We start from the raw sequence: 20,223 nt of genomic DNA on the forward strand, positions 1-20,223 counted from the left end.
TATGAAAGCAGCTCACTACTGGCACTGTTTTGTAGGTATCCAGACACGGGAATGGCTCCGGTTCTGGCAGCAGCGCACTCGCTTTGCCAGCGCTCTGGTCCGGCCACTCCTCTGGCTGGTGGTCTTCGCCGCCGGTTTCCGGGCGGTGCTGGGCATTTCCATCATTCCGCCCTACGACACCTACATCACCTATGAAACCTACATCGCCCCGGGTCTGTGCGGCATGATCATCCTGTTCAACAGCATGCAGGGCGCCCTGTCCATGGTGTATGACCGGGAACTGGGCAGCATGCGGGTGCTCCTGATGAGCCCTCTGCCTCGCCCCTTCCTGCTGGTTACCAAACTGCTGGCCATGGGCGTGGTGTCCATCGGCCAGGTATATGTGTTCCTGCTGTTGGCCCTGCTGGTAGATGTCGAGCCACCTCTCTGGGGCTACCTGGCGGTGTTGCCGGCACTGATTCTGACCAGCCTCATGCTGGGCGCGTTGGGACTGCTGATCGCCACCTGGATCAAGCAGCTGGAGAATTTCGCCGGGGTGATGAATTTTGTCATCTTCCCCATGTTCTTCATGTCCTCGGCGCTCTACCCGCTCTGGCGCATGAACGAGGCCAGCCCCTGGCTGTACTGGATCTGCCAGTTCAATCCGTTTACCCATGCGGTGGAGGCGATCCGGTTTTCACTTTACCTGGAGTGGAATCCGATGGCTTATGGGATTACCGCAGGTGTGACTGTTTTCCTGGCGTTATTTGCCACAGCCGGCTTTCGTCCGCAACGCACGAAAATACTGGGCGGGAAGCCCGCATAATGCCCGGAAGCTGACTTACACGGATTCAGGAGCCGGCCAAATCCAGGCCACGAAGCCTGCCAAGCAGCACGTCGACCAACCCGGGTTCGCCTACCGAACTATCCCACTGTAACTGAGCGGGCTTGCCATCGAGATACCACAGACGGTTCGCCAGGATCTCCGCATCCCCGCCATCATGGGTAACGCAAATCATCGCCATATCCGGATGCGAATCCAGAATCCCGGTTATCAGCGCCTTGAGTTCACCCGCCATGACCGGATCCAGTGACGCAAACGGTTCGTCCAGCAGCAGCAAGTCAGGTTTCACGGCCAGGCAACGGGCCAGTGCCGCCCTTCTGGCCATTCCCAGGGAGAGCTGGTCCGGTAGGTAATCGCCGTAACCCGACAATCCCACCTGTTGTAACAAGCCCTTGGCCTCCTCTTCGCTGGCGCCAACCAGCCTCAGATTCGCATCCAGACTTCTCCACGGCAGCAGTCGATGCTCCTGGAACAGATAGCCCACCCGAAGTTTGTCGCGCCCAATAACCGCCTCATGTGGAACCGATTTGTCGAGACCGGCAATGGCGTTCAATAACGTGGTCTTACCGATACCCGAAGGTCCAAGCAGGCAGATGCGGTCGCCTCGGTCGATGGTGGCAAACACCTCGCCAAGCACCGGCTGGCCGAAATCACGGCCGGCGATTCTGAGTTCAAGCATGGGCGGTCTCCGGCTGACGCCAGCGGCTGGATCGACGCTCGAGGGGCTGCAGGATGGCCAGTTCGATCAGCTGAACAACGGCTATGAAGGCCAGGCTATAGGCCAGAATGGCGGCCACGTCGAATACCTGAAACGCCATATGCAGCTGGAAGCCAACACCGCTGGAGCGGCCCAGCAGTTCCACTACAAGAACAATCTTCCAGATCAGGGCGAGACCACCCCGAGTGGCGGCCATGAGGTAGGGAAACAGCTGCGGCACCCACACTTCGCGCAACCGTTGCCAGCGGGTGAACTGGTACACGGTGGCCATTTCCTCAAGCCGGTAGTCGAGGCTGCGGGCGCCTTCGCGAACCGTCACCGCAACGTTGGGCACTTTATTGATCACGACCGCCATCACGGCAGCCACTTCCACCAGGCCGAACCAGACATACATAAGGATGATGGTGACCAGCGCCGGTAGGTTGAGTAACAACACCAGCAAGGGATCGAACAGGGCATTGGTGGTTTGTGAACGGCCCATCACAATGCCGATGGCAGTGCCAATCGCCATGGCCAGAACAAAGGCGACCACCACACGGGCGAGGGTCGCGCCCAGATGATGCCAGAGCTCGCCTGTCGCCGATTCCCGAGCCAGGGTGTCCAGTACACTCAGGGGCGTTGGTAGCAGAGGCGACTGAAGCAGCGAGGCGGTTATCGCCCAGAGCACAACAAAAGAGGGCAGAACTATCCAGTAGCTCCAGAGCGGCGGGCGGCCGACGCGGCCTTTCACGGCTGCCTCCGGTAAAACAGAGAGGCCGGCATTAGGCTGTCCGGGTCGGCACCGGTGAGGATCATCAATCGCTGCAGGTCTGCAATACGCTGGTCTGTTTGCGGCGCAGGCGTGCCGGCGACAAAGCCTTCTCGCAATGCCGTGAAGACGCCATCTTCAGGATTACCCATCAGGGGACGCAAACGCTGCCAGGGTGATTCACTTTCCGCCAGCTCGGCTTTAGCCTCCTGCAGGGAGGCCGCGAAACCATCTATCAGGGGGCCATGCTCTTGCGCCCAACGTTCTGGAAACACATATCCAAGCACCGGCAGGTTGCGATCCAGGTCAAGCTCCGTGAGCAGATCGGCCATGCTGAAGGCCGACCGCCAGCCACCCTCACCCCGGAGCCGGGCTGCGAAATGCCAGTAGGTGACAATCACGTCTACTTGCCCCCGCTTGAGAGCCTGACTGAGCAGCGGCGGCGCAGCGAACTGGATCTCTGCGGATTCGTCCAGGTTGATGCCATGCCGCTGTGCGACTTTCTGAAGCAGTACCCAGCCTTTGCTGTCCGGCCCGCCGGCAACGCCGATGCGTTTGTCCGCCAAATCTACCACCGAGCGGATCGGGGAGGCATCGGCGACAACGATATCGCCGATCTGGGATGAAAAAGGCACATAGAGGTACGGCGCTCCTGCCTGGAACCGGGACTGCGCCCACAGCAGGTCGGCCACGGCGCCATTCACCGAACCGCTGGTGACCGCCAGCCTGGATGCGGGAAGGTTTGCAACCGGTTTCAGCTCCAGACGATAGCCATTCTCCCGATCCAATCCCCGATGCAGGATATGACCAAGCTCCCAATGGGCCGTGCCGAACTGCAACACGCTGACCGACAGAACGGGCAGCTCCGAGGCTCTCGCCACCGCCTGAGCACCACCTGCGAGACTGAAGATAAGGCACACCAGGGCGGCCACTCCCTTTTTGATCCAGCGGTCGGCAAAAAAGGGTAGAGAGACTGGCGTTTTTGTTGGTTGTAGGCACATGGCTTCACGATACGAAGCCCGCAGCCCGGCAAGAATAGTACTTTGGTGCCTGTTTTTTGGTGCGATGGTCGCATTCAACCCGAGACCAAGATGGCGTGTAATGAAACCATCACAATAATAAACAGAGGATCGGACCCGACTCCGGCGATTCTCTGCACAGGAGGCCGCCATGCTGAACGAGCTCGATGCCGCACTCTCTTCCGAAAACCGCTATCATGATTCGGAAGCCATCCCCGATACTGAAAACAAACAGGTAGACCCATCCATGGAGCCGGCTTACAAGATTCTGATTGCCGACGACCGACCACCCGCTGTTCCGCGAGGCCATCAGCAGTGTTATCGCTTCTGGTTTCGAAGGCAGCGAGATCATCGAAACCGACGATCTGGACAGTGCCCTGGAAATTACCCGCGAGAACGACGATCTGGATCTGATCCTTCTGGACCTGAACATGCCCGGCATGCATGGGCTTAACGGCCTGATCACCCTGCGCAACGAAGCCCCGACCATTCCCGTGGTGATTGTCTCTGCCGAGGAAGACAAACAGGTGGTACTGCAGGCTATTACCTATGGCGCCTGCGGCTTCATTACCAAATCCTCGCCCCGGGCCCAGATGACCGAAGCCATCCAGCAGATCCTGAACGGCAACGTTTACCTGCCCTCGGACATCATCCGAACCGGCAAGGAAAGCAATACCCGGCGCAGTCGCAATGAAGACAACCCGATTTCACCGGAGCTGCTCAACTCCCTGACCCGCCGCCAGCTACTGGTGCTCGAGCGCATGTCCAAGGGCGAATCCAACAAGCAGATCGCCTATAACCTGAACATTGCCGAGACCACGGTGAAGGCCCATGTGTCGGCGATACTGCGCAAGCTGGGGGTTCACAACCGGGTGCAGGCGATTCTGTCTGCCAGTGATGTGGATTTCAGTCAGTATCTGAAGCGGTAGGGTGGCGTGTTTGTCGGGTTAGGCGCAGCCGTAACCCGACACCTACCTCCGATCTCAACTTCTCAGCAGATGACTCAACGCACTGCGCAACTTCAGGGGCTTCACCGGCTTGTTCATCAACAGGTGCCCGAGTTCCCGGATATGCTGCTTGAGTTCGTTGGTGTAGTTGGCGGTAATCATCACCACTGGCGCCGGACATCTCCGGCGGCCATTGATCTCTGCAACTACATCCACGCCGTTTTCATCGTTGTTCAAATGGTAGTCCGCCAGAATAAGGTCCACCGCGCTGCTGGCCGGGTCCAACTGGCGCTCGAGGTCCTCCAGGGACACTGCCGTCACTACCTGGCAGTCCCAACCCTCGAGCAGGGTTTGCATGCCCTGGCAGATAGACTGGTCGTTGTCGATCACCCAGATTCGGGCCCCGCCCAGACCGCTATCGAAAGACAGGGCCCGATTCTGGTCGGGCATTGCTTGCCTGGGCTTCAGCTTGCCAACCGGGACCCGGACGCTGAAGACTGACCCCCGGCCCTCGATGGAGTTCACCGTCACCTCGTGTCCGAGCATTCGGGATATCTTGTCGACAATGGCAAGGCCAAGTCCAAGACCTTTATCGGGCTGTGAGCCGGCCGGGCGAATACGCTTGAATTCCTGGAAGATCTCGGTGAGCTTGTCTTCGGGAATACCCGGGCCGGTATCCCAAACCTGCAACAGCACATGATCCTTTTGTCGGCGAACGCCAAGCAGGATCCGGCCGTTGCCCGTGTAGCGAATGGCGTTGGTAAGGAAATTCCGGAGAATCCGCGCCAGCAACTGGGAATCGGACTCCACAATCGCGGAGCTGGCAATAAAGTCCAGTTGCAGGCCCTCGGCCATCGCCATCTGCCGGAATTCCCGGGCAATGTTGTTGAGCAGGTCCCGCAGGTCAAAGGCGGTGACATCCGGTTTGATCACGCCAGCGTCCAGCTTGGAAATATCCACCAGGGTGCCCAGAAGATTTTCAACATCGTCCAGCGAGGTGCTCACAGACCGAACCAGGCCTTCCGCCTTGGGCCCGAAAGACTGTTCCAGCAGAGCACTTGTAAACAGGCGCGCGGCATTCAGAGGCTGCAGCAAGTCGTGGCTGACCGCCGCCAGGAACTTGGTTTTCGAGAGGTTGGCCCGCTCGGCCTCCAACTTGGCGTCCCGAAGCCTGGCCTCCACCGCTGCCCGCTCCGTGATCTCCTGACGTAACTGGCTGTTCAGCCCCGTGAGCGCCGCAGTACGTTCCTTCACCCGTCGCTCCAGGTTGTCATAGGCCTGCTCCAGGGCCAGGGCGGTCTTGCGGCGGTCGGTGATGTCCCGGATCAGCACGAAGAAACCGATGATGTCGCCCTGCTCATCGAAGTTGGGCACATAGGAGCGCAGCATATGGCGCACCTCACCCTGTTCACCGGTCTCCTCGAATTCGAACGTCACGTTGTGGCCGTCCATGACATCTAGAATCTGGGGAAGCAGGCGCTGGTAGAACTCTGGCGAATGGACCTCGTTGAGCCGTTTACCCAGTGGCGACTCGCCTTTGCGCCCGTACCAGGAGGCATAGACCTTGTTGCAGAACTGGATGGTCATGTCGGCCCCGATGTAGGCAATCAGCGCCGGAACATGGTCGGTCACTACCCGGATCCAGCGCTCGCTCTCTTCGAGCGCCTTGATCCGTCGGGCCATTTCGCTGTTCTTCACATCGGTGATGTCGGAGTAAAGCACGACCAACCCGCCTTCCCGGGTCGGTCTCTCGGTCACCTGAACCCAGCGGCCGTTGGCCAGCAGGAACACCACGCCTTCCGAGTCGGGATGGCTGTGCTCCTCGAGAACCAGACCGCAGGCCACTGCCTGCCGCTTCACCTCTGAAATCCGGGTGCCCTGGCCCGGCGCATCAACGCCGGCGTGGCGCCAGTAACTGCGGAACCGGCTGTTGCTCTGAATCAGGCAATGCTGGTTATCGAACAGCACAAAGCCATCGGCAATACTCTCGATGGCGTCGCTCAGTCTCTGACGGGTGGTTTCGGCTTCTTCCCGGGCGCGGTTCAGGGCCTTGTTGCTGCCCTTGAGCTGTTCCATGGCCTGATTCAAAGCCTCGGTACGCTCGCGAACCTGCTCGGCCAGTACCACCGAGTGCTCGAAGGCGGCGTAGGGTTCCGGCTTGTGGGCCGAGCCGGACTCCACCCGGACAATCAGGGCATCACGAATCCGCTTCAGGCGCTCATTCTCTGCCTCAAGCTCGGCAATCCGCTGGTCCCGCACGTCCTCGACGGGTGTTTCAATCTTGTCCGGAACGGACATCAGGCTGGCCAATGACCACCCCCGTAAACGTCTGGTTGATGTGCATACCGTCGAATTGCTCGCCGTAGGTATTAAAGCCAATCACATTGTGGTGGCGGAGGAACTCCGAGACCGCCTCCACCTCGCCGGTCAGCTCTGCCTCCAGGCGCCTCAGAAAGCAGTCGCAGCCGATAGTGACCAGGGGCGGCCCGACGACCTTCTCCGCCGCCTCGATCTGCGTGCGAACGCTGTCCAGCAGGGATTCCGGCTCCATGGCCGTCATTACAATCCCGGTTTCCACCGCACAGTAGAAGGTCAGGCTCTTGTCCGGGTTCACCCGCTGCACCGAGCGGACAAAATAGTGGCCGCCGATCTTCACCCCCATGGGCCGCAGCGCGAACACCTTGCGATCCAGGGCATCCACATCCACACCGACTGCCCGGGCATAGGCATCGGCTGCCGGCTCGGCATTGAGCTCGTACACCGTCCGGCTTTCCGCGCAGGCGTCGGTCACCACCAGCTTTTCACTGCGTTCGACCATGTGGTGCGTGGAAAACACCCGGAAATCCAGTGGTGTGTTCACCAGCAACACCGTGGCGGCTCCGGTGTGAAACTCGCCATCAAAAAACACATGGGTGTTGGCCAGGCGCTCATCGTCGCCGGCGGAACCGCCAAACTGGGGAATGCTGCCAAGGGCCGAGTTGAGCGTTGCCAGCACCAGCTCTTCACGGCTCGACAGGCCGTCCAGCAGCGTGATGGCAAAGGTGTTGCCCTTGACCGGTGCCAGCCTGGCATCCCGGCAAGTCGAAAGCAGGCCGTCGATCACGCCCTGGGCATCCTGCAGGGTGAACCGGTCCAGTTCGCGGATCAGCGCACAGTCGATGGCGAAATAGCGGCGGTCGAATCCGATGGCGGTGATGCATCCACGCCCATAGCCCTCCGGGGTGATCTCCCCGGCGGAGGTGCAGCCGCAGACGCGCACGCCCGGAAAACTGTGTTCAAGGGCACTACCAAGTCGACCCAGGTCGTACTCCGCTGAACAGAAGAACAGCACACAGCCAAGGTGCTCGTGGCTGAGCTGGCTGGCGAGATTGGTGGCGGCCAACATCGGATCGCGAACACTGGAGCTCGCTACCCGGACCGCGGGCAGGGTCGTCGCTGGCTTCATAAACGCAGATCCCGGGAACGGATGACTTTTCACCGATTCTACGGCATCCGTAAACGCAGCCAATGCGACTTCAGTGCTTTTAATGGGCGCGCCAAAATGATCGTAAGCCATTGATTAAACTGCCTCCTGAATCAATGTCTGATGGCGCTGCCGGTTTCCCTTCAGGCAAACCGGCACTTTAGTCTTAGACAAACCGGCGCGGCGAGCAGCCCCCTGCCACCCGCAACGCCGGATAGTGCTTAGAACATCACGATGGCGCCAAGGGCGATGGTGTCCGCCTCAGTGGTGGTTGCACCGGTGGTGCGGTTGTTGTCTTCGTACATGTTGTACTCGGCAACCAGCTTGAAGTTGCTGTTTACATCGTGGAAGAAGCCAAGCGTGGTGCTCTCGGTCTCCAGGTTCAGGATTTCCGCATCGGTCTCGCCGTAGGACAGCACCACCCGATTGGCTCCGAAGGCGTAGGAGCCCTGAACCAGGAAGCCGTCGGCATCGTCTTCGGTCACCGCGCCGTTGCCGATCAGAACCGGGTTGTCACCCTTGGAGGTGAAACCGGAAGCGGCCAGGGTCAGCCCCGCGACCGACGCCTTGACGCCGTAGCCAAGGCCTGTGCTGTCGACGGTGGTGGTGCCGTTTTCGGCAGACTGGTAGCGCCCGTTCACCCACCCGGTAAGAGCCACATCGTTCAGGTTGGCGTTGTAGGTTACCTCGGACTCGAAACGGGGCGCTGAGTTTTCATCGTTGGCACCGGTCACCGTGTCGGCAGGATCCAACACGCCGGCCGCGATTTTGAGGCCACTCATATCCGGCGAGCGGTAGGTAATCTGGGCGGAGGGTGTCGGGTACGGATAGCCAGCGCGGATATTGCCAAAGGAAACGCCACCGGCAACGCCCGGAGAGCCGAAGCCCATCAGGATCTCGTCCAGGAAGATATTGGATCGGGCGTACAGGCCGAAGTCCTTACCGATCAGCACCTGGCCAAAATCGCCGTCCACCGTAGCGTAGAACTGCCGCACATCGATGGCAGTATCAGTGGGCGTGTCGAGGCTGTCATTGATAGTGGTCCAGAACGAAGAACGTCCCCCCAGGGTCAGATCACCCATGTCCTTGCTGAAGTTAAAACCGATAGTGTTCGGCAGGAAGCCCATCTTGATGCGGGAATCCCGAACGTCGTTCTGCTTGTCGTCGCGGTTTACGTAGAACGCGTTGAAGTAGCCATCCACGGAAAAGCTGGTGCCATCCTGGTTATACAGCTCGACAGCGGCATTGGCCCCTGCGCTTGCGCCCATGGCTGCTGCCATGGCGATGGCTAACCCTGACTTTCTGACGTTATTGTTTTTCATAGTTCCCCCGGTTGTTTTTGGAAATCTGGGATCGGAGATCCGGGTTATCCGGACACTCCAGGCGCGGTCTGTCGCCTGAATTCCATGGTCGGTGATGCACGGGAGGGGGAAAATGCTTCCAGGGAGCAGGTTTTCTGCTCATTTGGGAGGCAGTGGAAATGAAACTTTGGGAGTACGACCCGGCGGGTTAATCGCCGGGGAACTGCGCCAGTTCCTGCAGACAGTCGTTGAGGAACTCTTCGGGATCGGCCATTACTGCCTCATCGGCCACGACGCCAAACTGTACCTGGCCGGCGTAGCTGACAATGCTGATGCCCAGGCCGATGTCGCCGGCCTGGGGAACCCAGAACATCTGCTCAGCAATCCGGCAACCGGCAATGTAACGGGCCTCCGGGGTGCCCGGCACATTGGACACCACGGCACTGGCCTTGCGGTAGAACACCTCGGCCAGGGGCTCCCGCCAGGGCTCCGGTACGACAGTCGCACTTGCTGCCAGCCCCCAGGCAATGCCCGGCTGCCAGCTTTTCTTCAGGCGGCGGGTTTCATGCTTGATCCGGTACAGTCTCTCAAGGGGACTTTCGCCATCCACCGGCAGAGGCACAAACACCGTACCGAAGTAGTTGCCCAGGGCACCGGGAGCCGGCTTGAGCTCCTCCGGCAGGCGGCTGCGAATATCAACCGGAACGGCGGCATGCAGCACGGCTTCATCGAGGTCCTCGCCTTCAATGCCCAGGCGGGTTCGCACAGCCGCGGCTACACAACTCAGCAACACATCGTTGATGGTCACGTTGGTGATTCGGGCAATGCTCCGGAAACGTTCCAGAGGCACAGGTTCCGACCAGCGACAATGCCGGCGCCCGAGCAACGGGCGCCGGAGGTCGGTGTCTGAATCCTCCGGCTCCACCAGAAATTCCGAAAATTCATGGACCAGCTTGAGACTGTTCTGGGCAACCCGCTCCACCAGCCGGCCAGCATCCTGCCACTGGTTACCACCGGATTCATCGGCTCCTGCACCGTCATGGAGTTCTTCCCGGGAATCCCCGGAGGCCATCAGTTGACCGAGCCAGACCTTTGCCGCAGCGGTCCAGCGTGACAGCTCCGCGGTCTCGGGTGCGCCGTAGATGGCCGGATGCTGCTGGGGGGAAGGCGGACAGAGGCGATCAAAAATCCCCAGCAAGGACAGGCCATCGGCGTAACAGTGATGAATACGCAACAGGAGCACCGCCCCGCCCTCGGCATTGGGCGCCAGCCAGAATTTCCAGCGTGGGCGATACATGGGCAGAGGCTGGTTCAACCGCACCGACACCCATTCCTGCAGGCTTTCTGGAGTGAAACGATCTACCACCACGTCAAGATGGTGGCGGACATCAAACATGGGGTCTGGCTCCCACCACCAGGCAGGCGAGCGCTTAACCGGCATGTACCGGAAACGCTCCCAGGCCATCCAGTACACACGGAGGAACTCCCGGAAACGGGGTGCGGTAAGACCATCAACCCGCAGCATCACGGTGATGGTCATGGGGTTTTCCGGGCGTTCCAGGGCCAGCCAGGCCGAATCCGCAGGTAGCAGGAGATGCGATTGTTCGTGACTCAAACCCGAACGTCCCTGGAAAAGTGGTGGAGGTAAGTAAAAACCGAACTCCGCATTGTGCCAGACAAGCCCCGTCGGCTCCATATGCGGCACCAGCGCACGCTGTTACAAAAAATTACACGTGAGTAACTGTTCAGTCCTATACTGGTTATAAGCCTTGGTGCCATGGTTATTACACGCTGCCGATCCGTGATCGATTGGCCCTGAGACATCAAAAACTCTGCACTCAGAGCCAGTAACAAAGCGAGTTGATCGGGGTACAAAAGGCTTACCAGCACACCCTAATTCCAATAACAGGCCATTGCCGTGCTGGAAGGGAGAGCAGTTATGAAAGCGAGCCATGTTCGCAAGCTGATAAAACCGATTGAGAGCGCCTACTCGGAAATGTTCTCCGGGCGGGTGTATCGCGTTGGCAAGGGCGCGGTGTCCGTTCGCAACCACAGTGGCAAGGCCGAACAAACCGTGATCGGCGTGCACGGCTTTCTGGAAAACCACTGCTACTTTACCCAGGCCTACGAAGCACCCACCACTGAGCTAATTCTGCTCACCTGCAGCAATTACCACATTCCGGTGAACGGTGTTACGCCGGAGGCCCCGGACTGGGAAGTGCCGATCAAGCACCTGGAAGGCACCATCGAATACGATGCCTGCATTCTCAACCAGGCGCTTTCCAGCCTGCCCACGACTGACAACATCCGGGTACATGGTCACTCCCGGGGCGGGGCGGTGATCCTCGAGGCCATCAAACAATGGCCCGACCTGTATGAAGACGTTGAAGTGGTGCTTGAAGCGCCCGTACTTCCCGACGGCCGACTCTCGGCGCTGGTGACCACCATTCTGGAGCCGGTAAGCCATGGCATGTGGCCCTGGCTGATTCGTCTGATCAACAGCGCGCCCTCGTCTGCTTACGGACAGACCTTCTTTGGCAAGATGAACCCGCGCAAGAAGCAATTGCTCAGCAAACTGTTCTCTGCCACCAAGGATCATCTGACCATTGTTCGTAACATCGAAAACATCATGGACTGGATGGCGCGAACGGATACCAGCGTCTACAGCCACGTGCGCCACGGCACCTTCCTGATTCCAGCGGTAGACCGCATCCTGGATCGCTCATCCATGCTTGCCAGTGCCCGCCAGAGTCCGACCACCATGCGAATCGTCGAAACCGAGGCACCGAGCCACTTCATCACCCTGGACAGCAAGGAATGGGTCCCGGGGTTCGAAACGCTCCCCGCAACCGCACAGGGCTAGCCCGGGCATTGCCCTGCTGCAAGACCACCGCAGCTCCGCTAAACTACGCTCTTTTCCTGAGGTTTAGTGGAGCCATCGCCCATGTACCGTGAGCGCCTTGTCGCTACCGAAGCCCGCACAGAAAGCGCTCGCCGGCTGCAAACACTGCTGTTGGACTACCATGATTTCAGGCGTCTGAAAGCCGAGCACCCACTGGTGGAGAATGCGTTCCACCTCGCCGACTGGCAGGCGGAACGGCTGAAGGCAACCCATGAAGACCTTTACCACCACCCCGGCTACCATCACGGCCTGGAGTTCCTGTTGACCGATCTGTACGCGCCTGCCGGCATGACCCGTCGGGACGACAATATTGATCGAGTATTCCCGAAGATGGTGAAGTGGCTGCCGGATAATCTGCTGGACACGTTTGCCGGGCTGGTGGAGCTGAACCTGATCACCCAACGGCTGGACCTTGAACTTGCCGAGCTGTTAGAGCAACAGGGCATCCGGGCCGACTCAATTAACACTGACGACTATTGTGCCGTCTACCGCCAGAGCCGGATGCTGAGTCAGAGGGAAAGACAGATCTCCCTGGTAGCGGAGGTAGGACAGCAGCTTGATCGCTATGTCCGCAACCACACTCTGGGGTGGCTGCTGTCAATGACCCGGAGCCCGGCGGAAATGGCCGATCTGACCGATCTGCACAGCTTCCTGCACCGGGGTTACTCCGCCTTCCGCAAGATGGACGATGTGGAACTACTGATCGACCGGCTGGTGTCCCGGGAACAGCAGGTAATGCGCAACATTCTGAACCATCACCCGGACCCGTTCAGCCTGCCGGGCGATCTTTAAGCCGACACGCAGCAACGAATCAGGCCTTGATGATCTGATCCAACTGCGAGTGGATTTCCTGCTCGATGCGGGATTTGAAGGGCCGCAACATCAAGCCCAGTTCCAGATGAATGTGCAGATCCGTCGGGGTAATGTTCAGGTGCCCCTTGACGCCACTGCGTTTGAATTTCAGGTGATCGCCCTCCCACTGGTAATGCACGTCGAACTGGCTGGAAAGGTCTTTGGCCAGGGATTCGGCAGCCTCCCTGGCGTGTTCTTTATCCAGGGCATGCGGGCGGTGTACATCAATGACGGACATGAAAACGTTTTCTCTCGGATTTGGACGAATTTACAGTTTAGGGCGCTATTTAACTCACCGCCACCCTTGTAGCAACCCCGTCAGCGGTTAGAATACGGGGTTCAGATTCTGACAGGACATCTCCCATGAGCGAGCAGCAAACGCCAGCCAACCAGGCCGCAAACAATAACGGCCAGGATGACGTCACCCACTTTGGCTTCCGCAATGTACCGAAAAGCCAGAAGGCGAGCCAGGTGGCCGAGGTATTCCACAGTGTGGCGGGCAAATACGACCTCATGAACGACCTGATGTCCATGGGGATCCACCGGCTCTGGAAACGCTTTACCATTGAGCTTTCCGGGGTACGGCCCGGCCATCAGGTACTGGATATTGCCGGCGGCACCGGCGACCTCACCATGAAGTTTTCAGACCTGGTTGGTCCCTCCGGCAAAGTGGTGCTGGCTGACATTAACGCTTCCATGCTCCAGGTGGGCCGCAGCCGACTGACGGATCGTGGTTACGCCGGCAACATTGAGTACGTACAGGCGGATGCCGAGCACCTGCCATTCCCGGACAACAACTTCAATGCGGTCTCCATCGCGTTCGGTCTGCGCAATGTCACCGACAAGGACCAGGCCCTGCGTGACATGACCCGGGTTCTCAAGCCCGGTGGCAAGCTGATGATCCTGGAGTTTTCCAAGCCCACCAATCCGTTGCTGAGCAAAGCCTACGACACCTACTCGTTCTCCGCTCTGCCACTGATGGGTCAGCTGATCGCCGGCGACAGCGAAAGCTACAAGTACCTGGCCGAATCCATCCGCATGCATCCCGACCAGGACACCCTGAAAGGCATGATGGAAGATGCCGGCCTGGTGAACTGCAAGTACTACAACATGACCGGCGGCATTGTTGCCCTGCACGTGGGAATCAAGCCCTGATGTTTCCCGGCCCCACCCTGCTTTCGGCTGTCTCCGCGATCCTGGAAAGTGCCCTGAACCGGGCCCTGGAACTGGATCCAGCGGGGCATCGTGCCCTGATGGAAGCATTGGCGGGCCCGGTGCAGTTTAATGTCACCGATCCGGTTCCCCTGACCTACACGCTGGATAGGGCCGGAGAACGTATCCGGGTGGGCAGCCAACCTGTGGACCAACCGGCTCTTGAGATCACCGGCAAACCCATCGCCTTTGCGGCACTGGCCACCGGTGATGATCGGGTCTTTGCCGACGGCCGCCTGGAAGTGACGGGCGATACAGCGCTGGCTCACCAGCTGCAGCGCGCACTGAACCAGCTTGAGCCGGACTGGGAAGCCGCCATGGCCCAGCACATCGGTGATGTCCCCGCGCACTTTCTGGGCAAACGCATTCGCAGCGCCATCCGGTGGAGCCGGCAGGCCTTTCAGTCGCTGAATGCCAACATCGAAGAATATGTGCATGAAGAAAGTCGTGCCTTGCCCGGGCGACGGGAACTGGAAGCCACGTTCGAGGATATCGACGAACTGAATCTGCGCACCGAAAGACTGGAAGCCCGACTGAACCTGGTTGAGAACCGCGGCAAGACTGACGAACCGGAGAACCTGTGACCCGCCTGCAACGCCTGTTTCGAATTGCCTGGGTATTTTGCCGCTACCGGCTGGACACGTTCCTGCCCATCGCGGAACTGCCAGCGCCCCTGAAGGTGTTCTTCCTGCTTGCGCCATGGCATCTGTTCCCCAAACCCAAACTGGACAGGGGTGATCGACTGCGGCTGGCCCTCGAGGAGCTGGGCCCCGTGTTTGTAAAGTTCGGCCAGATACTCTCGACCCGACGGGATCTGTTGCCGGATGACATGGCCGAATCCCTGAAAAACCTTCAGGACCGTGTGCCGCCGTTTCCGAGCGATGAGGCCCGGGGCATTATCGAAACCTCGCTGGGCGCCCCGGTGTCGGACCTGTTTGCCGAATTCAGCCCGGACCCGCTGGCCTCCGCCTCGGTTGCCCAGGTGCATGCAGCCACCCTGCCCAACGGCCAGAAAGTAGTGGTAAAGGTACTGCGCCCGGGTATCGAAAGGGTGATTCGCCAGGACCTTGCCCTGATGTACCTTATGGCCGGCCTGCTGGAAAAATACTGGTCCGAGGGCAAACGCCTGCACCCGGTGGAAGTGGTTGCCGACTACGATTCCACCATTCACGACGAACTGGACCTGCAGCGTGAAGCCGCCAACGCAAGCCAGCTGCGCCGGAATTTCGAGAACTCCTCCCTGATCTATATCCCGTTTATCGACTGGGACTACACCCGCAAATCCGTGCTGGTGATGGAGCGGATTCACGGCATCCCCATTGCCGATACCGCCGCCCTGAAAGCCGCCGGCGTCGATATGAAGGTGCTGGCCGAAAAAGGCGTGGAGATCTTCTTTACCCAGGTGTTCCGGGACAGCTTCTTTCACGCCGACATGCACCCGGGCAACATCTTCGTGGATACCTCCAACCCCTCGGATCCTCGATATATCGCCATCGATTTCGGCATCGTTGGCACCCTGGCACCGGACGACCAGAGCTATCTCGCCCGCAACCTTCTGGCATTTTTCCGTCGTGACTACCGGCAGGTTGCGCAGTTGCATATCCAGTCTGGCTGGGTACCACCGGATACCCCGGTGAACCAGTTTGAAGCGGCCATTCGTACTGTCTGTGAACCGATTTTCGAGAAGCCGTTGAAGGACATCTCCTTTGGTCACTTCCTTTTGCGCCTGTTCCAGACAGCGAGGCGATTCAACATGGAGGTGCAACCCCAGCTTGTTCTGCTGCAGAAAACCCTGTTGAACGTTGAGGGCCTGGGTCGACAGCTCTATCCGGATCTGGATTTGTGGAGTACCGCACAACCGTACCTTGAAACATGGATGCGCAAACGGATTGGGCCGTCGGGGTTGATCAAGTCGCTGCAGTCCCACCTTCCGTCCTGGCTGGAACAGTCGCCAGAAATGCCGCAACTGGTGCACGACGCCCTCCTCCAGCTGCGGCAGGCCGGGCCCACCGAGCCGCAGAACCAGGCTACACTGGAGTTGCTCCGTGAGCAGCAGGTTCGCACCGAGCGGCGCTGGCGGCGGGTTACACTGGCGGTACTTCTGGTTGCCGGAGGCATTCTGGGCACCCAGCCTGAGGGCCAGCAATGGCTTGAAAGCGTGCCCACCTGGAGCTGGGCCCTGTTTGCAATTGCCGGTGGACTCATGCTCCGCGGCAGCCGATAACCGACAAAGATTTCAGGATTCACAAAAATGCAAAATAGCTCGGATAACGTCGAGACCCCTGACTGGCTGGATGCCATTCGCTGGACAGAGGACGGCTTGGTGCCAGCCATCGCCCAGGATGCCGAAACCGGCGATATCCTGATGATGGCCTGGATGAACCGGGAATCGCTCAGGCTGACCGCCGAAGAAGGCCAGGCCATTTACTGGTCCCGCTCTCGAGGCAAGCTCTGGCGCAAGGGGGAAACCTCAGGACACCAGCAGGTCATTCGGGACATTCGACTGGACTGCGACGAGGACGTCATCCTGCTGAAGGTGGAACAAAAGGGCGGCATCGCTTGCCATACTGGCAGGCGCAGCTGCTTCTACCGGACCCTGGAAGATGGTCAGTGGGTCAGCGTTGACCCGGTGATCAAGGACCCCGGCACTATTTACGGCAGCAACTGAGGAGCACGGACAGTGAGCGATGTACTGGAAAACCTGGCGCGGGTTCTGGAGGCCAGGAAAGAGGCAGACCCGGAAACCTCCTATGTAGCCAGTCTCCACGCCAAGGGTCTGAACAAGATTCTGGAGAAAGTCGGGGAAGAGTGCACCGAAACCCTGCTGGCCGCCAAGGACGCAGAACACTCCGGTGAAACTCGGGATGTGGTTTATGAAACAGCCGACCTGTGGTTCCACAGCTTGGTGATGTTGTCCCGACTGGGCCTTGGCCCGAAGGACATCCTGGATGAGCTGGCCAGCCGGTTCGACCTGTCAGGCCTGGAAGAAAAAGCGTCACGGGAAAAGTGAGCGGTAATACCTCTAAAGGGGTTTCCGCGTAACCGTTCTGGTAACGTACAATGTCATTGAACAGAAACATTAAAACGAGGACCCCGTAATGGGTATCAGCATCTGGCAATTACTTATCGTACTCGGCATTGTCATTCTGTTGTTTGGAACCAAGAAACTGCGCAACATCGGCAGCGATCTGGGTGGCGCCATCCGCGGCTTCAAGAAGTCCATGAACGATGAGGACTCCAAGGCCGAGAACCAGGAATCCCTGGAAGGCAAGGAAAACGAGCAGCCGCAACAACAGGCCGCGGCCGAAGACAAGCCCCGGGACAAGTCCCACAGCTGAGACCAGGCTGAATGTTCGATATCGGCTTTCTTGAGCTGCTGATCTGCGGCGTCATAGCGCTGTTGGTACTCGGCCCCGAGCGCCTGCCCACGGCTGCCCGTGCTGCGGGCCGCTGGGTGGGTGGCGCGCGACGTATGGTCAGCCAGTTCACCTCGGAACTGGACCGGCAATTGAAAGCCGATGAGCTCCGCGAAGAGCTTCGCAAGGCAGGCGATGTTGGTCTGGATGATGTGCAGAAAACCGTGCGTGGCGCCCTCGACGAGGCTAAAAAGTACGAGCACATGATCCTGCCCGATAACGAAACCCAGAAGCCAAGGCCCGCGCCGGCGACACGACGTGTGTCTGGCCAGCCAAAGCCCTCCGAGTCTTCTGACCGGGAGCAGGCTGGTACCAGCGACGCTCCGCAGACGCCGGATACAGGCTCTGCCGGGAACGACCAACCCAAAAACGAAACCCCGCAAAGTCCGCCGGATAACCGTTCATGAATGCAAAACCCGACGGCAACCAGATGCCTCCGGAACACCAGGAAATGCCTCTGATCGAGCACCTGCTCGAACTGCGCAACCGCCTCCTGAAGATGGTTTTAGCGGTGCTGGTGTGCTTCGCTGCCATCTATCCGTTTGCCAACGAGCTCTACCTGTTCCTGTCTGAACCGATCCGCTCCCTGTTGCCGGTTGGCCAGACCATGATCGCAACGGATGTGACCTCGCCCTTCTTCGCGCCGTTGAAGCTGGCGCTGGTACTGGCGGTGTTCGCCGCCATCCCGATCATTCTTTACCAGCTCTGGAGTTTTATTGCACCGGGCCTCTATGCCCACGAGAAGCGGCTGGCCTTTCCTCTGCTGTTTACCTCGGTAATCCTGTTCTATGCCGGCGCGGCATTCGCCTATTTTGTTGTATTCCCCCTGGTGTTCGGCTTCTTTACCGCGATCGGTCCGGAAGGCATCGTCGAATTGCCGGACATCACCAGCTATCTCAATTTCGTGCTCAAGATGTTCTTCGCCTTCGGTGTGGCCTTCGAGATTCCGATCGCCACCGTGCTGTTAATCCTCACCGGGGCCACCACGCCAGCGGATTTGGCGGCCAAGCGCCCCTATGTGGTGGTTGGCTGCTTTATCATCGGCATGCTGCTGACCCCGCCTGACATCATCTCCCAGACGCTGTTGGCTGTTCCCATGTGGATCCTGTTCGAGGTCGGCATCCTGTTCGGGCGACTGGCAAAACGGGAAGTGGCAGACGTGGACAGCGATGAGCCTGCCGGCGAATGAATCTGGCGTTACTGTTTGATGAGGATTTCATAGCGCCTGACCGGGCCGTATTACGCGGCCGGCGTCTGGCTCACCTGCACTCGGTGATCAAAATCGTTGCTGGCGATACAGTGCCGGTGGGCCGCGAGGGCGGCCAAATAGGCACCGGAGTAGTCGTCCGACTAACCGATACCGAGGCGGAACTCCAGGTAACCCTGGACCAGCCTCCCCCTGCACCACTGCCGCTCACCCTGGTTCTGGCGATGCCCCGACCGAAGATGTTCCGCCGGATACTGCAGACCTGCGCCGCACTTGGCGTGAAAGACCTGTGGTTGATCAACAGCTACAAGGTGGAAAAAAGCTTCTGGCAAACACCGTGGCTGTCAGACCAGCAAGTGCGGGAAAACCTCACCCTGGGGCTTGAGCAGTCCAAAGACACCCTGATGCCCCGGGTGCAGATCCGCAAGCTGTTCAAACCCTTTGTGGAAGACGAGCTTCCGTCGCTGGTGGCAGGCAGAAAAGCCCTGGTAGCACACCCCGGCACGAGCACACCCTGCCCGACGCATCTTAATCAGCCGACGGTACTCTGCATTGGCCCCGAGGGTGGTTTTACAGATTACGAAGTAGGCAAACTCGAAGACGCCGGTTGCCAGGGTGTCCACCTCGGCCCCCGCATCCTGAGGGTGGAAACTGCGGTACCAGTGCTGGTTAGCCGGCTGTTCGACGCCTGTCTCTAGCAGCCTGCCACCACCGGGCCAGTGGCGTAATCATGGCCACCAGTAACGCCCCGGCCAACACCCCGAACAGGCCGTTGGCTATCGTCGGCACGAGAGCACCAACCACACCACTGAATCCCTCGGCAAAGTGATGAATGGCGTCGTAGACCGGCGTGAACCCGTGGGTGAGAATGCCACCACCCACCAGGAACATCGCCAGGGTGCCGAGAATGGAGAGCGCCTTCATCAGATAGGGGGCCAGCCATAGAATGCTTGCGCCCAGCTTCTGGAGCACGGGGTTGTCCTGCTGACTGAGGTAGAGACCGCCGTCGTCCAGCTTGACGATCCCTGCCACCAGGCCGTACACAAAGACTGTGATCATGATGGCAACCACCGCCAGCACCATGAACTGCATGCCGATCGTCTGGGTTGTTACGGTGCCCAGCGTGATGGCAATAATCTCCGCAGACAGAATGAAATCGGTACGGATGGCGCCCTTGATCTTGTCTTTCTCGATCGCCCGAAGGTCGGTTTCCGGATTCTTCAGGGCTTCACGCAGCTGCCCTTTGCGCTTCTGATCTTCCTCCCGATGCAGAAACTTGTGGACCAGTTTCTCGAAACCCTCGAAACACAGGAAGGCACCGCCAAGCATCAACAACGGCGTGACCAGCCAGGGCATGAAAAAACTGATCGCAAGGGCCGCCGGCACCAGGATGGCCTTGTTGATCATCGACCCCCTGGCTACAGCCCAGACCACGGGTAACTCCCGCGCAGGTTTCACGCCAGTTACCTGTTGGGCATTGAGTGCCAGATCGTCACCCAGAACACCCGCCGTCTTCTTGGTGGCGGTTTTGGTCATCAGGGCGACATCGTCCAGCACCGTGGCGATGTCGTCGATCAGAACCAGAAGACTGCTTCCTGCCATTACAAAATTCCTT

The 20,223-nt window shown here is 59.3% G+C and carries 21 protein-coding genes and 1 pseudogene; 13 read left to right on the forward strand and 9 right to left on the reverse strand.

Annotation, left to right across the window (positions count from 1 at the left end; translation table 11 throughout):
- Position 1 precedes the first annotated feature (1 nt).
- Positions 2-805, forward strand: a complete 804-nt coding sequence (locus tag NUW46_RS17175; RefSeq protein WP_418140777.1) for an ABC transporter permease — start codon at positions 2-4, stop codon at positions 803-805.
- 25 nt (positions 806-830) lie between these two features.
- On the opposite strand, the gene NUW46_RS17180 is transcribed toward NUW46_RS17175, so the two are convergent.
- From NUW46_RS17180 to NUW46_RS17190, 3 genes are read right to left on the reverse strand one after another with little or no spacing between them, the layout of a single operon-like run.
- Positions 831-1,502: an ATP-binding cassette domain-containing protein gene (locus NUW46_RS17180; RefSeq protein ID WP_418140778.1), complete on the reverse strand. Its 672-nt coding sequence runs from the start codon at positions 1,500-1,502 to the stop codon at positions 831-833.
- Positions 1,495-2,271 (reverse strand): ABC transporter permease, encoded by a 777-nt coding sequence (locus tag NUW46_RS17185; RefSeq protein WP_418140779.1) that lies wholly within the window; start codon positions 2,269-2,271, stop codon positions 1,495-1,497. Before NUW46_RS17185 ends, NUW46_RS17180 begins: the two co-directional genes overlap by 8 nt.
- Positions 2,268-3,221 carry an ABC transporter substrate-binding protein gene (locus tag NUW46_RS17190; protein ID WP_418140780.1) on the reverse strand — a complete coding sequence of 318 codons (954 nt, stop codon included), beginning with the start codon at positions 3,219-3,221 and terminating at the stop codon, positions 2,268-2,270. The genes NUW46_RS17185 and NUW46_RS17190 overlap by 4 nt, the downstream gene beginning before the upstream one ends.
- A gap of 334 nt (positions 3,222-3,555) precedes the next feature.
- Here NUW46_RS17190 and NUW46_RS17195 point away from each other — a divergent pair.
- A pseudogene (locus NUW46_RS17195) lies at positions 3,556-4,237 on the forward strand (response regulator).
- A 54-nt stretch (positions 4,238-4,291) separates the two neighbouring features.
- Here NUW46_RS17195 and NUW46_RS17200 read toward each other — a convergent pair.
- From NUW46_RS17200 to NUW46_RS17215, 4 genes are all read right to left on the reverse strand, one after another.
- Positions 4,292-6,553 carry a NahK/ErcS family hybrid sensor histidine kinase/response regulator gene (locus NUW46_RS17200; protein WP_418142055.1) on the reverse strand — a complete coding sequence of 754 codons (2,262 nt, stop codon included), beginning with the start codon at positions 6,551-6,553 and terminating at the stop codon, positions 4,292-4,294.
- Complete coding sequence (nosP, locus tag NUW46_RS17205) at positions 6,531-7,700, reverse strand: nitric oxide-sensing protein NosP (protein WP_418142056.1); 1,170 nt, start codon at positions 7,698-7,700, stop codon at positions 6,531-6,533. Before nosP ends, NUW46_RS17200 begins: the two co-directional genes overlap by 23 nt.
- 239 nt (positions 7,701-7,939) lie before the next feature.
- On the reverse strand, positions 7,940-9,040 hold the full coding sequence (locus tag NUW46_RS17210; protein ID WP_418140781.1) for a porin: 1,101 nt from the start codon (positions 9,038-9,040) through the stop codon (positions 7,940-7,942).
- 187 nt (positions 9,041-9,227) lie between these two features.
- Positions 9,228-10,634, reverse strand: coding sequence for a WS/DGAT domain-containing protein (locus tag NUW46_RS17215; protein ID WP_069182791.1), 1,407 nt, complete (start codon positions 10,632-10,634; stop codon positions 9,228-9,230).
- Between the two features lie 324 nt (positions 10,635-10,958).
- Between NUW46_RS17215 and NUW46_RS17220 the strand changes: the two genes are divergently transcribed.
- Both NUW46_RS17220 and NUW46_RS17225 read left to right on the forward strand, forming a co-directional pair.
- On the forward strand, positions 10,959-11,882 hold the full coding sequence (locus tag NUW46_RS17220; protein WP_209399932.1) for an alpha/beta hydrolase: 924 nt from the start codon (positions 10,959-10,961) through the stop codon (positions 11,880-11,882).
- Positions 11,883-11,963: 81 nt separating this feature from the next.
- A complete protein-coding gene (locus NUW46_RS17225) occupies positions 11,964-12,713 on the forward strand; it encodes an FFLEELY motif protein (protein WP_418140782.1) in 750 nt (249 codons plus the stop codon).
- Between the two features lie 19 nt (positions 12,714-12,732).
- On the opposite strand, the gene NUW46_RS17230 is transcribed toward NUW46_RS17225, so the two are convergent.
- Positions 12,733-13,011, reverse strand: coding sequence for a polyhydroxyalkanoic acid system family protein (locus tag NUW46_RS17230; RefSeq protein ID WP_069181988.1), 279 nt, complete (start codon positions 13,009-13,011; stop codon positions 12,733-12,735).
- A gap of 125 nt (positions 13,012-13,136) precedes the next feature.
- On the opposite strand from NUW46_RS17230, the gene ubiE reads away from it, so the two are divergent.
- From ubiE to NUW46_RS17275, 9 genes are all read left to right on the forward strand, one after another.
- The gene (ubiE, locus tag NUW46_RS17235; RefSeq protein WP_069181989.1) at positions 13,137-13,928 is read left to right on the forward strand and encodes a bifunctional demethylmenaquinone methyltransferase/2-methoxy-6-polyprenyl-1,4-benzoquinol methylase UbiE; all 792 of its coding nucleotides are present in this window, start codon (positions 13,137-13,139) and stop codon (positions 13,926-13,928) included.
- Positions 13,928-14,569 carry a ubiquinone biosynthesis accessory factor UbiJ gene (locus tag NUW46_RS17240; protein ID WP_069181990.1) on the forward strand — a complete coding sequence of 214 codons (642 nt, stop codon included), beginning with the start codon at positions 13,928-13,930 and terminating at the stop codon, positions 14,567-14,569. The genes ubiE and NUW46_RS17240 overlap by 1 nt, the downstream gene beginning before the upstream one ends.
- Positions 14,566-16,209: a ubiquinone biosynthesis regulatory protein kinase UbiB gene (gene ubiB / locus NUW46_RS17245; RefSeq protein WP_069181991.1), complete on the forward strand. Its 1,644-nt coding sequence runs from the start codon at positions 14,566-14,568 to the stop codon at positions 16,207-16,209. The genes NUW46_RS17240 and ubiB overlap by 4 nt, the downstream gene beginning before the upstream one ends.
- A gap of 27 nt (positions 16,210-16,236) precedes the next feature.
- Positions 16,237-16,653, forward strand: a complete 417-nt coding sequence (gene hisI / locus NUW46_RS17250) for a phosphoribosyl-AMP cyclohydrolase (protein ID WP_069181992.1) — start codon at positions 16,237-16,239, stop codon at positions 16,651-16,653.
- A 12-nt stretch (positions 16,654-16,665) separates the two neighbouring features.
- A complete protein-coding gene (locus NUW46_RS17255; protein WP_069181993.1) occupies positions 16,666-16,995 on the forward strand; it encodes a phosphoribosyl-ATP diphosphatase in 330 nt (109 codons plus the stop codon).
- Between the two features lie 88 nt (positions 16,996-17,083).
- A complete protein-coding gene (gene tatA / locus NUW46_RS17260; RefSeq protein WP_069181994.1) occupies positions 17,084-17,323 on the forward strand; it encodes a Sec-independent protein translocase subunit TatA in 240 nt (79 codons plus the stop codon).
- A gap of 11 nt (positions 17,324-17,334) precedes the next feature.
- Positions 17,335-17,808 carry a Sec-independent protein translocase protein TatB gene (gene tatB, locus NUW46_RS17265; RefSeq protein ID WP_069181995.1) on the forward strand — a complete coding sequence of 158 codons (474 nt, stop codon included), beginning with the start codon at positions 17,335-17,337 and terminating at the stop codon, positions 17,806-17,808.
- On the forward strand, positions 17,805-18,590 hold the full coding sequence (gene tatC, locus NUW46_RS17270; RefSeq protein WP_418140783.1) for a twin-arginine translocase subunit TatC: 786 nt from the start codon (positions 17,805-17,807) through the stop codon (positions 18,588-18,590). Before tatB ends, tatC begins: the two co-directional genes overlap by 4 nt.
- Positions 18,587-19,306 (forward strand): 16S rRNA (uracil(1498)-N(3))-methyltransferase, encoded by a 720-nt coding sequence (locus tag NUW46_RS17275; RefSeq protein ID WP_418140784.1) that lies wholly within the window; start codon positions 18,587-18,589, stop codon positions 19,304-19,306. The genes tatC and NUW46_RS17275 overlap by 4 nt, the downstream gene beginning before the upstream one ends.
- Here NUW46_RS17275 and NUW46_RS17280 read toward each other — a convergent pair.
- A complete protein-coding gene (locus NUW46_RS17280; RefSeq protein ID WP_418140785.1) occupies positions 19,278-20,210 on the reverse strand; it encodes a DUF808 domain-containing protein in 933 nt (310 codons plus the stop codon). The two genes, NUW46_RS17275 and NUW46_RS17280, sit on opposite strands and share 29 nt — an antisense overlap.
- Positions 20,211-20,223: the final 13 nt, after the last annotated feature.

Source organism: Marinobacter sp. MA (genome assembly GCF_048298425.1).
In the GTDB taxonomy this organism is placed as follows: Bacteria; Pseudomonadota; Gammaproteobacteria; order Pseudomonadales; family Oleiphilaceae; genus Marinobacter; species Marinobacter salsuginis.